General features: G+C 71.8%; 14 protein-coding genes. 10 read left to right on the plus strand and 4 right to left on the minus strand.

Annotated elements, in window-relative coordinates; translation table 11 throughout:
- The 5 genes from AC1DQF_RS19120 to AC1DQF_RS19140 all read left to right on the plus strand — a co-directional run.
- Nucleotides 1–386 (plus strand): hypothetical protein (locus tag AC1DQF_RS19120; RefSeq protein WP_477526816.1); only part of this gene is annotated, 386 nt, incomplete at its 5' end.
- A gap of 67 nt (nt 387–453) precedes the next feature.
- A complete protein-coding gene (locus tag AC1DQF_RS19125; RefSeq protein WP_477526817.1) occupies nt 454–1,173 on the plus strand; it encodes a hypothetical protein in 720 nt (239 codons plus the stop codon).
- A gap of 28 nt (nt 1,174–1,201) precedes the next feature.
- Nucleotides 1,202–2,029 (plus strand): PhzF family phenazine biosynthesis protein, encoded by an 828-nt coding sequence (locus tag AC1DQF_RS19130; protein ID WP_477526818.1) that lies wholly within the window; start codon nt 1,202–1,204, stop codon nt 2,027–2,029.
- Nucleotides 2,030–2,038: 9 nt separating this feature from the next.
- Complete coding sequence (locus AC1DQF_RS19135) at nt 2,039–2,848, plus strand: thymidylate synthase (protein ID WP_477526819.1); 810 nt, start codon at nt 2,039–2,041, stop codon at nt 2,846–2,848.
- Nucleotides 2,838–3,371: a dihydrofolate reductase gene (locus AC1DQF_RS19140; RefSeq protein WP_477526820.1), complete on the plus strand. Its 534-nt coding sequence runs from the start codon at nt 2,838–2,840 to the stop codon at nt 3,369–3,371. The genes AC1DQF_RS19135 and AC1DQF_RS19140 overlap by 11 nt, the downstream gene beginning before the upstream one ends.
- Here the strand turns inward: AC1DQF_RS19140 and AC1DQF_RS19145 are convergent.
- From AC1DQF_RS19145 to AC1DQF_RS19155, 3 genes are all read right to left on the minus strand, one after another.
- Nucleotides 3,341–3,676, minus strand: a complete 336-nt coding sequence (locus AC1DQF_RS19145) for a TfoX/Sxy family protein (protein ID WP_477526821.1) — start codon at nt 3,674–3,676, stop codon at nt 3,341–3,343. The two genes, AC1DQF_RS19140 and AC1DQF_RS19145, sit on opposite strands and share 31 nt — an antisense overlap.
- 97 nt (nt 3,677–3,773) lie before the next feature.
- On the minus strand, nt 3,774–4,265 hold the full coding sequence (locus AC1DQF_RS19150; RefSeq protein ID WP_477526822.1) for a hypothetical protein: 492 nt from the start codon (nt 4,263–4,265) through the stop codon (nt 3,774–3,776).
- Nucleotides 4,266–4,906: 641 nt separating this feature from the next.
- Entirely contained in the window at nt 4,907–5,191 is a 285-nt protein-coding gene (locus AC1DQF_RS19155; RefSeq protein WP_477526823.1) for a hypothetical protein, read from the minus strand.
- Between the two features lie 135 nt (nt 5,192–5,326).
- Here AC1DQF_RS19155 and AC1DQF_RS19160 point away from each other — a divergent pair, with 135 nt between their 5' ends.
- From AC1DQF_RS19160 to AC1DQF_RS19180, 5 genes are read left to right on the plus strand one after another with little or no spacing between them, the layout of a single operon-like run.
- Nucleotides 5,327–6,271 (plus strand): hypothetical protein, encoded by a 945-nt coding sequence (locus tag AC1DQF_RS19160; protein ID WP_477526824.1) that lies wholly within the window; start codon nt 5,327–5,329, stop codon nt 6,269–6,271.
- 18 nt (nt 6,272–6,289) lie between these two features.
- On the plus strand, nt 6,290–7,141 hold the full coding sequence (locus AC1DQF_RS19165; protein WP_477526825.1) for a phosphotransferase family protein: 852 nt from the start codon (nt 6,290–6,292) through the stop codon (nt 7,139–7,141).
- Nucleotides 7,142–7,199: 58 nt separating this feature from the next.
- A complete protein-coding gene (dapA, locus tag AC1DQF_RS19170; protein WP_477526826.1) occupies nt 7,200–8,090 on the plus strand; it encodes a 4-hydroxy-tetrahydrodipicolinate synthase in 891 nt (296 codons plus the stop codon).
- 8 nt (nt 8,091–8,098) lie between these two features.
- Complete coding sequence (locus AC1DQF_RS19175) at nt 8,099–9,790, plus strand: ribonuclease J (RefSeq protein WP_477526827.1); 1,692 nt, start codon at nt 8,099–8,101, stop codon at nt 9,788–9,790.
- 35 nt (nt 9,791–9,825) lie between these two features.
- Complete coding sequence (locus AC1DQF_RS19180) at nt 9,826–11,598, plus strand: sensor histidine kinase (RefSeq protein ID WP_477526828.1); 1,773 nt, start codon at nt 9,826–9,828, stop codon at nt 11,596–11,598.
- Here the strand turns inward: AC1DQF_RS19180 and AC1DQF_RS19185 are convergent.
- A partial coding sequence (locus tag AC1DQF_RS19185; RefSeq protein WP_477526829.1) for an ATP-binding cassette domain-containing protein occupies nt 11,558–12,460 on the minus strand: 903 nt, incomplete at its 5' end. The two genes, AC1DQF_RS19180 and AC1DQF_RS19185, sit on opposite strands and share 41 nt — an antisense overlap.

Genomic DNA, 12,460 nt, shown 5'->3' on the forward strand with positions numbered 1-12,460 from the left:
CCGAGGTCCGGCGGCGGCACGTCCGCCTCCGGGGCGAAGTCGACCTCTCCCTCGTACGACGACACGTCGCCGTCGGCGTCCACGCGCTGCACCTCCCCGTCCCGGCGCACGATCACCCCGTCGCCGTCGGCGACGAAGGACCCGAGGCCGGGCTCGACGTCGTCGAGGTGGGCACCACGGAGTGGGACTGGCGCGTGCGGGCCGCCGACTTCTGGGCCGGAGCGACCAGGGTGGGCAACTTCGGGGTGACCTGGCGTGCGCAGTCCGCCCAGGTGCAGGAGCGCATGCGCGGGGCCTTCCGCGACGCCAGCGCTCCCTGGCGCGACGGCGACGAGCTCGTCTTCGGCGTCCGGGCCGCGATCGCGCACGCGACCGCTCCCTCGTGACGACCCGGTCGTGACCGCCTGACCCATCCGGCGCGGGTCCTGCGCCGAACCCGTGCCGGAGGTGTGGATGCCGACCCACGAGGGACACCGCGCGTTCGTCGCGGCACGACGTGACCTGCTGGTCGCCGAGCGCGGGGGCGGGCCGGTCGTCGAGGCCGCGGTCGACCGCGCCCTGGCCCGGTGCCGCCGTGGCTGGGCGCGCCTCGAGCGTCAGGACGACGTCGAGACACGCGTCCGCGAGCTCATCGACCTCGAGCTGGACCGACCGCGGCGACGGCGGATCGGCCTGCGTGCCCTGGGGGTGCTGCTCCTGGTCGTGGTGGCCGCGGTGCTCTGGTCCCTGCGACCACAGCCGCCGGCGGTCACCGAGGAGTACAACCCGTTGCCCGTGCCCTGGTACGACGGCACCGACCTCCACCTCCCCGAGGTGCGGGTGACCCTGCCCGGCCTCGGGTCCTTCGTCGCCGACGGCGACGGGGTGATCGTGCGCCGGGACGGGGAGGTGCAGCGCGTGGACGCCGACGGCGACGTGTCGTCGTACGAGGGAGAGGTCGACTTCGCCCCGGAGGCGGACGTGCCGCCGCCGGACCTCGGCGGCAACGCGAAGCTGATCCAGTCGGTGTCGGCGCCCGACGGCATGACGCTGCACCTGGTCGAGCTCTACAGCACCAACCCGCAGGCCGGCACCTACGTGCGACTCTCGGAGACCGGGCGCCGGGTCTTCCTGGTCTGCCGCGACGGCGGGTGCGTCAACCGTCTGGTCGAGTCCGGAGCGCGGCTGCGCTGAGCGTCGACCGGATCGCTAGCGTGACCCCATGCGCTCCTTCCGCCAGGTCGACGTCTTCTCCCACGAGCCCATGCGGGGCAACCCGGTCGCCGTCGTGCACGGCGCCGACGACCTCACCGACGCGCAGATGCGCGCCTTCGCGCACTGGACCAACCTGAGCGAGACGACGTTCGTGCTCGAGCCCACCGACCCGGGTGCCGACTACCGGGTGCGGATCTTCACCCCGGACGCCGAGCTGCCGTTCGCCGGCCATCCGACCCTGGGCACCGCCCACGCGTGGCTCGAGGCCGGGGGAGTGCCGGCCACCGACGGGGTCGTGGTGCAGGAGTGCGGGGCGGGGCTCGTGACCGTACGCCGCGGCGACCGGCTCGCCTTCGAGGCGCCGCCCCTGGTGCGGAGCGGGCCGGTGTCCGAGGTGGACCTGGACCGGATCGTCCACGCGCTGCGCATCGGTCGCGACGAGGTGGTCGACAGCGCGTGGATCGACAACGGCCCCGGGTGGGTCGGGGTGCTCCTGGAGTCCGCGGACGCGGTGCTGGCGCTCGAACCGGCCTGGCACGAGTTCGACGGCATGGACATCGGCGTGGTCGGCCCGCGCGGGGACGGCGACACCGCGTGCGAGGTGCGGGCCTTCTGCCCGGGCCTCGGTGTGACCGAGGACCCGGTCACGGGCTCCCTCAACGCCGGCATCGGGCAGTGGCTGGCCGGCGGCGCGCTGCCCTCGTCGTACGTCGCTGCCCAAGGAACCGCGATCGGACGGGCCGGGCGGGTGCACGTGTCCCGGACGGGAGACGCCGTGTGGGTCGGCGGGGACACCGTCTCCCGCATCGTGGGCGAGGTCGACCTCGGCGACTAGCCTGTCGTCATGCAGTCCTACCTCGACCTCCTCCAGCGCCTGCTCGACGACGGCGTGGCGAAGGACGACCGCACGGGCACCGGCACCCTGTCGGTCTTCGGTCACCAGACACGCTACGACCTGCGCGAGGGCTTCCCGCTGGTGACCACCAAGAAGGTGCACACACGCAGCATCTTCGGCGAGCTGCTGTGGTTCCTGCGCGGCGACACCAACGTGAAGTGGCTGCACGACCGCGGCATCTCGATCTGGGACGAGTGGGCCGACGCCGACGGCGACCTGGGTCCGATCTACGGCTACCAGTGGCGCTCGTGGCCGACGCCCGACGGTCGTCACGTCGACCAGGTCGCGCAGGTCATCGACCAGATCCGCACCAACCCCGACAGCCGCCGCCACATCATCAGCGCCTGGAACGTCGCCGACGTGCCCGACATGGCACTGCCGCCGTGCCACACGCTCATCCAGTTCTACGTCGCACCGTCCGACTCCGGGCCGGGCCGGCTCTCGTGCCAGCTCTACCAGCGCAGCGGGGACGTCTTCCTGGGCGTGCCGTTCAACATCGCGTCGTACGCCCTGCTCACCCACATGGTCGCCCAGGTGACCGGTCTCGAGGTCGGCGACTTCGTGCACACGATCGGCGACGCGCACCTCTACTCCAACCACGTCGAGCAGGCCCGCCTGCAGCTGACGCGTGAGCCGCGGCCGTTGCCGACGCTGGTCCTCGACCCGTCGGTGACGACCATCGACGGCTTCGACCTCGAGCACATCACGCTCGAGGGCTACGACCCGCACCCCGCGATCAAGGCCCCCGTTGCCGTCTGAGCCGATCGAGCCGCAGGACGCGCGGGTCGTGATGGTGGCGGCGTACGGCGACAACCGCGTCATCGGCGCCGACGGCGCGATCCCGTGGCGGATCCCCGAGGACTTCGCGCACTTCAAGGAGGTCACCCTCGGCCACACCCTGCTGATGGGCCGGGCGACCTGGGACTCGATCGGCCGGCCGCTGCCGGGTCGGACGACGGTGGTGCTGACGCGCTCGGTGGACTGGGACCCCGGCTTCGAGGGCGTGCACGTCGCCCACTCGCTGCCCGAGGCCCTGGCGCTGGCGGCGACGCTGCCGGGGGACACCGTGGTCGCGGGCGGGACGCAGGTCTACGAGGCCGCGCTGCCGCACGCCACCCACCAGGTGCTGACCGAGGTGCACCTCTCGCCGTGCGGGGACGCCGCCTACCCGGTCTTCGGGCTCGAGGAGTGGCGCGAGGTACGCCGCGTCGCACGGCCCGACCTCGGGCTCGACTGGGTCTGGTGGGAGCGCTACGCCTTCGGTGGGAGCGACCGGGCGTAGGTCGTGCCCCGCTCGACCCACGTGGCCAGGGTCGCGTCGTCGGCGAGTGCCTCGGTCGCGACCAGCAGCCAGCCGTTCATCGGGCGGCCGCGCATCTCCATCGGCCGGACGGCCTCGCCGTCCACCCATGCCTGCGACGTCGCCGGGTCGGCGCGCACCATCAGGTCGCCGCTGCTGCTCGCTGCGACCGCCATGTGTCCCTCGACCATGAACCCCAGCCCGCCGAACATCTTCTTCTCGGTGACCCCGGGCTCGCCGCCGAGCTCGTCGCGGACGCGGGCGGCAAGAGCTTCGTCGTAGGCCATGGAACGAGTATGAGCCCGTCCACATGTCGGTCGTACGGGGCCGATTCAGGGGGCGGATTGTCGGGACTCGCTGGTGCGAAGTCTTCAACCGCTTCGATCACAGGAAGGTCAATGTCACCCATACGTCGTAGAAGTTGCTTGCGTTGCTCTGGGACGCGGCGGGCACCCAGATCTCGGTGACCCTCTGGCTGAAGGGTTGGCCTGCGCCACAGTCGAGCGATCCCCCAACGCCGAGGCCTTGCGGTTCCCGGATCGCAGACCRCCCGGCCTGCACGCTTGGCACCCGTTGCACTCTCGCCGCACCGAGATTGTTGTTGGCTCCGTCGGCGTACTCGCAGAAGGTCATGGGCTGCCCGAGGGCGGAGCCGCTTTCCTTGTGGATGGTGATCCGCGGGTAGACCAACGAGGTCCCGGAACGCTGGGAGATCACCGCGGCGCCCCAGGACACCTTGCAAGGCGCTTGAGCCGGTGCGCAGCTGAAGCGGAACTGGCCCCCCGTGGTGGAACCGACCGGCGAGCCCAGCTCTGTCGAGAAGGTGGCGAACCGCGCCGGCTCGGCACCGCCCCTGCTTACATAGATGTTCGCCACCCCGTACTCGGCGTTGGCGGCGGTGCCAGGTGGCCCTTGGGGACCCTCTGGACCCCGTGCGCCCTCTGGACCCCGTGCGCCCTCTGGACCCCGTGCGCCCTCTGGGCCCCGCGGGCCTTGGGCACCCGGGGCGCCCTGAGGGCCCCGGGGGCCCTGTTTGCCCGTGGCGGGCCACAGAGCGAGCTTGAGCGGCTTCTCACCCGCGGCACAGTCGTTGCCAAGGCGGACGTTGAGATCGCCGATGGACTCAGCAGGTCCGGTCCGCTGTGGGCACGCACGGACATACTGCCCCTGCGGTGCTGCAGCGCGTGCATGCGGCGAGCTCGCGGCTCCACTTGGCACCAGTGCGGTAACGGCGACCAGTCCTGCGCCACTCAGTGCAACACCGAGCAAGATCCCGGTCCTAGATCTCTTGACCCACGTCATGACTGCCTCCCACGCATCAAAGGAGGAGCACGACCCGAGATCAGAGATGATCCTGTTCATGTAGGGGTCGGGCCCCTGAACAAGCGATTGGAAGCATCAACGATGACTCACGGCGCTCCCTGTCCTATCACCCATTCTGGGTGACTCCGACCTGGGCCGTGCTGATGAGCGCATCAATCCACACCAGGTGACCCACGCTGTCGTGCTCCACCCGGTCAGGAGTAGCGGTGGCTCTTGGCCGCGTGTCCGGCCTCGCGGGTGCAGGTGCGCCCGCTCATGTTGCGGTGGCCGCACAGGGCCGGCTCGGCGTCGGTCGTCTCGTCCGGGGGAGCGGAGGGCGCGGCTGCGGGCTTCTTCGCAGCGGCGGGGGCCACGGGGGCCACCGGGGCGGTGGCCTTCGCCGGCGTGGCGCCCGCGGCGCCCTTGACCGGGGCCGTGCGCTTGGCGTTGGCGGCGTACTTGGCCTCCCGCATCGCGCGGAGGTTGTCCATCTTGCTCATCGGCTGCTCACGTCCACGACCCTAGGCGTCCGTACCGACATCCCGCGCACGACACCCCTGTCAGCGCCGTCGCCTCCGCCACACCGGGGCTCGAGCCGCAGCCACATCGAGCCCCGTCATGAGTACCCTGACGCCATGACTCGGGGGTCTCGGACATTCGTTGCTGTGCTGCTCACCCAGGCGCTGGCCTGCCTGCTGCTCGTGGCGGTCGCTCCGCCGAGCGTCGCGGACAGCAACGGGGGAGGCGCCTCGCCGGACCAGGAGCAGGAGCAGGCGTCGTACCGGCAGGTCAGCAGGCTTCCGGGCGGCGGCACCAAGGTCTTCGCCCGCAAGCGCTTCCTCACCGCCTACTACGGCACCGCCAACAGCTCCACGCTCGGCGTCCTCGGCGAGACCGACCCGGACAAGGCCTTCACGAAGATCACCCGCGCCGGCAAGCCCTTCGTGCAGCGCGGCGAGACCCTGATGCCGGTCTACGAGCTCGTGGTCACCGTCGCCGACGGCGCCGACAACCCCAACGCTGCCGGGGACCACAGCCACGACATCCTGCACAGCTACGTCCAGTCCTACATCGACGCCGCCCACCGCAACGGTGCGCTGCTCCTGCTCGACCTCCAGCCCGGTCGCAGCGACTTCCTCGAGACCGCCAAGCGGTGGGAGTGGGCGCTCCAGGACCCGTGGGTCGGCCTGGCGCTCGACCCCGAGTGGCGCGTCGGCCCCACGGAGGTTCCCGGCCAGGTCATCGGCAGCGTCCGCGCCAAGGAGATCAACCGGACCGYGGGCTGGCTCGCCCGCCTCACCGCGTCCAATGGGCTGCCCGAGAAGCTCTTCGTGGTCCACCAGTTCACCCGCGGCATGGTGCCCGACATCGCCAAGGTCCGCGCCCGGCCGGGGCTCGCCATGGTCCAGCACGTCGACGGTTTCGGCAGCCCCGCCACCAAGCTCGCGACGTACGCCGACGTGGCCCGGCCGCGGAAGTTCACGATGGGCTTCAAGCTCTTCTACGACGAGGACCAGCCCCGGATGCGAGCCCGCCAGGTACGCCGCCTGCGCGACGTCCGGTTCGTGTCCTTCCAGTAGCGGGACCGGTCGACCCGCGTGGACCTCGCATCCCTCTCCGACGCACAACAGTCATCGCTCCAGCGGCGCTTCCCCCAGGGCCTCACCCCTCGTGCAGACCTCAGCTGGGGTCTCGTCAACACCGTGGTCCTGCACGTGCACGACGGCTCCACGGACCTCGTCGTCAAGGCGGCAGGTCCGGGCAATCGCCACATCGGGCGCGAGATCACGGGCTACGAGACGTGCCCCGTGTGGACCGACTGCGGCCTCGGCCCCGGGCTGGTGCATGCCGACCGCGACGCCAACCTGCTGGTCGTCACGCACGTCCCGGGCCGTCTGGCGAGGGACACCCCGGCCGAGAGCGATCCGGCCGTGCACCGGCAGGCGGGTGCGGCCCTGGCGTCGTTCCACCGGCAGGGGGCACGGCTCGACGAGGAGTTCGAGGCCGTCCAACGCGACCACACGCTGGCACTCCTGGACCGGCCGCACCGGATCCCGCCCCTGCACGTCGACTGGCTGAGGAGCTGGCTGACGGCGTACGACGCCCCGGCCGTCGATCTCGTCCCGACCCACGGTGACTGGTCGCCACGCAACTGGATGGTGGACTCGGGCGGCACCCTGCGCGTCATCGACCTCGGCAGGTTCGACTGGCGCCCGGCGGCCAGCGACGTGTGCCGTCTCGCGGGACGGGAGTGGCCGGCACGACCGTCGCTCGCCGGCGAGTTCGCGCAGGGGTACGGCGCCGACCTCCGCGATGATCCGGTGTGGCTCGCGCAGATGGTGCGCGAGGCGGTCGGCACCGCCACGTGGGCGCTGGCCGTGGGTGACGGGCCGTTCGAGCGCCACGGGCTCCGACTGGTGTCCGAGCTCGTCGAGGCGGCGACGGCGTGAGCAGGGCTGCCCCGTGGCGAGGGACGGGATGGGAGCACCTTCGCGGTAGCCTGACCCCATGACCTCCGCTGCACCGTTCGGGCGCCTGTTGACTGCCATGGCGACGGCGTTCACCGACGACGGAGAGGTCGACCTGGAGGCCACCGCGGCGATCGCGGTCCACCTGCTCGACCACGGCCACGACGGCGTCGTCGTCAGCGGGACCACCGGCGAGTCGCCGACCACCACGGTGGCCGAGGACGGTCGCATCCTGCAGGCGGTCAAGGACGCCGTCGGCGACCGCGGCAGCGTCGTCGCGGGCGTCGGCACCAACGCCACCGCGCACTCGGTCGAGCTGGCCGAGCAGGCCGCCAAGATCGGCGCCGACGGGCTGCTGCTGGTGACGCCCTACTACAACAAGCCCAGCCAGGACGGCGTGCTGCACCACTTCCGCACGGTCGCCGGGGCCACCGACGTGCCGGTCATGCTGTACGACGTCCCCGGACGCACCGGCACGAGCATCGCGAGCGAGACCTACGAGCGCGCCCTCGAGATCGGCACCGTCAACAGCGTCAAGGACGCGGTCGGCGACCTGGCCCAGACGGCGCGCCTGGTCCAGCTCGGCTACGCCGTCTACAGCGGCGACGACGCCAACACCCTCGGCATCCTGAGCAGTGGCGGTTGCGGGCTGGTCAGCGTCGTGGGCCACGCCGCCGGCGACGAGCTGAAGCTGATGATCGACTCGTTCCTCGGCGGCGACCTCGACGCCGCGCTCGCGACGTACACCCGGCTGCTGCCGGCCTTCGACGCCGTCATGGGCGTCCCCAACTACGGAGCAACAACCGCCAAGGCTGCGCTGCAGCTGCTCGGCGTGCTCGACAACCGCAACGTGCGCGGACCRCTCGTTGCGCTCGACGACGACGAGGTCTCGGCCCTGCGTGCCGGGCTGGTCGCGTCCGAACTGATCTGAGGAGAACCTTGAGCCACCCCCATCCCGAGCTGTCCACCCCTGCGCCGCTGGCCGAAGGCGCCCTGCGCGTCATCCCGCTCGGCGGCCTCGGCGAGGTCGGCCGCAACATGACCGTCTTCGAGTACGCCGACCGCCTGCTGATCGTCGACTGCGGCGTCCTGTTCCCCGAGGACCACCACCCCGGCGTCGACCTGATCCTCCCCGACTTCGACTCCATCCGGGACCGCCTCGACAAGGTCGAGGCGCTGGTCCTGACCCACGGGCACGAGGACCACATCGGCGCCACGCCGTACCTCCTGCGCGAGCGCGGCGACATCCCGCTGGTCGGCTCCGAGCTGACGCTGGCCCTGCTGGGCTCCAAGCTGCGCGAGCACCGCCTCAAGGAGACGGTGCACCACGTCGTCAAGGAGGGGGAGACCATCACGTTCGGGCCGTTCGTGCTCGAGTTCGTCGCGGTCAACCACTCCATCCCCGACGCGCTCGCCGTCGTGATCCGCACCGGCGCCGGCGTCGTGCTGCACACCGGCGACTTCAAGATGGACCAGCTCCCGCTGGACGGCCGGATCACCGACCTCAACGAGTTCGCCCGCCTCGGTGACGAGGGCGTGGACCTCTTCATGACCGACTCGACCAACGCCGAGGTCCCCGGTTTCACCACCTCGGAGAAGGACATCGCGCCGATCCTGGACCGGGTGTTCCACAAGTCGGCGCAGCGCATCATCGTGGCCTGCTTCGCCAGCCACGTGCACCGCGTCCAGCAGGTCATCGACGCCGCGGTCGCCAACAACCGCAAGATCGCCTACGTCGGTCGCTCGATGGTCCGCAACATGGCCATCGCCAAGGACCTCGGCTACCTCCACGTGCCCGCCGGCGTGTTGGTCGACGCCAAGGAGCTCGCCGACCTGCCGCCCGAGCGCCAGGTGCTGATCTCCACCGGTTCGCAGGGCGAGCCGCTGAGCGCGCTGAGCCGCATCGCCCAGCGCAGCCACGCGTTCGTGCACCTCGAGGAGGGCGACACGGTCGTCCTGGCCAGCTCGCTGATCCCCGGCAACGAGAACGCCGTCTACCGCGTCATCAACGGACTCTCCCGCTGGGGCGCCAACGTCGTGCACAAGGGCAACGCCCTGGTCCACGTCAGCGGCCATGCCAGCGCCGGCGAGCTCCTCTACTGCTACAACATCGTCAAGCCCCGCAACGTGCTGCCCATCCACGGCGAGATCCGCCACATGCGCGCCAACGCCGACCTGGCCGTGGCCACCGGCGTCCCGCGCGAGCGAGTCGTGATGGCCGAGGACGGCGTCGTCGTCGACCTCGTCGACGGCGTCGCGACGATCGCCGGCAAGGTCGACTGCGGCTACGTGTTCGTCGACGGCACGACGATCGGCGAGGTCTCGGAGACGTCCATGAAGGACCGCCGGATCCTCGGCGAGGAGGGCTTCCTGTCCGTCATCGTGGTCGTCGACTCGGTCACCGGCAAGGTGTCCTCCGGCCCGGAGATCCACGCCCGCGGGTTCGCCGAGGACGACTCGATCTTCGACGCCATCAAGCCCGGCATCATCGACGCGATCGACAAGGCCGTGGCCGACGGGACCGTCGACCCCTACCAGCTGCAGCAGACCGTCCGTCGCGTCGTCGGCCGCTGGGTCAACAAGGCCCACCGCCGACGCCCGATGATCATCCCGGTCGTCATCGAGGCCTGAGAGTGTCGGCGGCGGCGGACGAGGAGGCGCCGGGCGTGCCCGAGGGGCCGGTCCCTGCCCTGCAGCGTCTCTCCGAGCTCGTCCGCCGCGTCAACTCCTCCACCGACACCGCCGAGGTGCTCGAGGAGATCGTCCACGGCGTCTGCGAGGTCCTCGGGTACGGCGTCGCCGCCATCGCGCGCCTCGAGGGCGACACGCTCGTGATGACCGCCGTCGCCGGCCCCGACGACGTACGCCGCCAGATCCTGGGGCGGCGTACGCCGGCCTCGGAGATCCTCGACGAGTTCCGCCAGGCCGACCGCTGGGGCATCCTGCGTTTCGTCCCGCACGGGCGGATGGACACCTCGCGCCTCAGCGCGGCGTGGATCCCCGACTACGAGCCGGCCGACGACCCGTTGGCCTGGCACCCCGAGGACGCGCTCTACGCGCCGCTCTACTCCGCCACCGGGATGCTGCTGGGCAACATGGCGGTCGACCTGCCGCCGGACAACCGGATCCCCTCGCGCCACGAGCGGGAGCTGCTGGAGATGTTCGTCGTCCAGGCCGGACTGGCGCTCAGCAACGCCCAGCAGCGCGAGCAGCTGGCCGAGCAGGTGCGCCTCGGGTCGACGGTCAAGGAGGTCGCGCAGGCCGGCAGCCAGCTGGGGCTGGACGCGATCCTCGAGGAGGCCTGCGAGGCGGTCCACCGAGGGCTCGGCGCGACCCAGGTGTGGATCCGGTGCTATCCCGACGAGGACATGGCCAACGGCGTGGCCGCCGGCCATCCCCGGCCCAATCCGCCGGGCGCGGGAGCCGCCAGCCTGCGCGCCGACCTGTCGTCGGTGTGGCCGAGTCCCCACCCGGTGGTGGTGCACAGGACGGACGAGACGTGCGACCGCCTCCCGTCCAGCCTCGCCAATCTCCAGCAGATGATGGCCCCGGTCGGAGCCTCCAGCGTCGTCGTCGCGCCGATGGGGGTGGCGCTCGAGCTGCTCGGCTACATCGTGATCGGCTTCCCCGGCACCCGCGGGCCGCTCCAGCCCGCCGAGCTCGACGCCGTCGCGGAGATCGCCCGCGAGCTCGGACGCAGCGTGCACAGCGCCCGGCTCCTCGAGACCGAGCAGCGGCTGGTGTCGGAGCTGCGGGAGCTCGACCGCTACAAGGGCGAGCTGATCACGACCATCAGCCACGAGCTCAAGACGCCGCTCACCACGATCATCGGGCACGCCGAGCTGCTCGGGGAGCTGCACGAGCACCGCTCCGTCGAGGCGATCGCCCGCAACGCCGAGCGGCTCAACCGCCTCGTGCAGAACCTCCTCGACTACTCCCGGGTGCAGGACCGCCTCGCCGCGGTGCGGGTGGACATCGACCTCCTCGAGGTCTGCACCTCCGCGATCGACCTGGTGGCCCACCTCGCCGACACCGGAGGCGTCTCGGTCGAGACGGTGACGTGCTGCGAGACGGTGACGGTGAGCGGGGACCCCGAGGAGCTCTCACTGGTGGTCGACAACCTGGTCAACAACGCCGTCAAGTACACCCGTCGCGGCGGGACCGTGCGGGTCGAGGTCGAGTGCGAGCCCGCCTGGGTCCGCATCCACGTCCGCGACTCCGGGATGGGCATCTCCGAGGCCGACCAGGTGCACCTCTTCTCGGCGTTCCACCGCTCCAGCAACCCCGAGGCGCTCTCCATCCCCGGCACCGGGCTGGGCCTGGCGATCTCGCGACGCATCGTGGAGACCCACGGGGGCCGCATCGAGGTCCAGTCGGTCCTGGGGAGTGGCAGCACCTTCACGCTGGCGCTGCCACGAGCCCGTCCTCCGGCCGCCTGACCCCGCTCCCGTCCCCGGGCTCGCTCGCGTCCCCGTCGCTCTCCTCCAGCGTCACGACCCGGTCGACGTGGTCGAGCCCGACGGTGCCGTGGGTGATCCACACGACCGCGCGGTCGGGCCCCTCCTCCAGGAGCACGGCGGCCACCTCGCGGGCGGTGGCGGTGTCCAGGTGGGCCGTCGGCTCGTCGAGCACGAGGACGTGCGGAGCCGCCAGCAGGGCCCGGGCCACGCCGATCCTCGCCCGCTCGCCGCCCGACACGGCGATCCCGGCACTGCCCACCAGCGTGTGCATGCCGTGGGGGAGCGACTCGACCCACGCACCCAGCCGCGCCCGGGTGAGGGCGTCGGCCACCTCCTCGTCGTCCGCGTCGGGGCGAGCCAGGCGCACGTTCTCGCAGACGCTGGACGCGAAGACGTGCGGGTCGTCGCCCACCAGGAGGACCTGACGTCGTACGTCGTCGAGGGTCGCGTCGCGCACGTCGATGGCGCCGAGACGCACGGCACCCGCACCGGGGTCGAGGTGCCGCACGAGCAGCGACGCCAGGGTCGACTTGCCGCTGCCCGAGGGGCCGCGGACCGCGATCCGCTCGCCCGGGTGCACCTCCAGGTCCAGCCCCCGCAGGCACGGTCGGGTGCCCCATCCGGCGCTCACGCCGGCCAGCGACACCGGCGCCGGGGCATCCGGGACCGGCACGGGGTCGCCGGGGTCGGCCACCAGCGGGGCGAGGGCCGTCAACCGGTCGAGGCGGGCCCGCGCCGCGTCGGTGCGCACCGAGAGGGCGCCGGCGTCGGCCAGCGGGGCCAGCACCTCGCCCAGCGCGACGGGCAGGAGCAGGAGCAGCGCCAGGGTCGCCGGCGACAC

The sequence above is a fragment of the Nocardioides sp. P4_G4 genome (assembly GCF_056401085.1).

Coding starts and splice junctions, on each gene's coding strand:
- AC1DQF_RS19125 (WP_477526817.1), top strand. CDS start 454: ATGCCGACCCACGAGGGACACCGCGCGTTCGTCGCGGCACGACGTGAC.
- AC1DQF_RS19130 (WP_477526818.1), top strand. CDS start 1,202: ATGCGCTCCTTCCGCCAGGTCGACGTCTTCTCCCACGAGCCCATGCGG.
- AC1DQF_RS19135 (WP_477526819.1), top strand. CDS start 2,039: ATGCAGTCCTACCTCGACCTCCTCCAGCGCCTGCTCGACGACGGCGTG.
- AC1DQF_RS19145 (WP_477526821.1), bottom strand. CDS start 3,676: ATGGCCTACGACGAAGCTCTTGCCGCCCGCGTCCGCGACGAGCTCGGC.
- AC1DQF_RS19155 (WP_477526823.1), bottom strand. CDS start 5,191: ATGAGCAAGATGGACAACCTCCGCGCGATGCGGGAGGCCAAGTACGCC.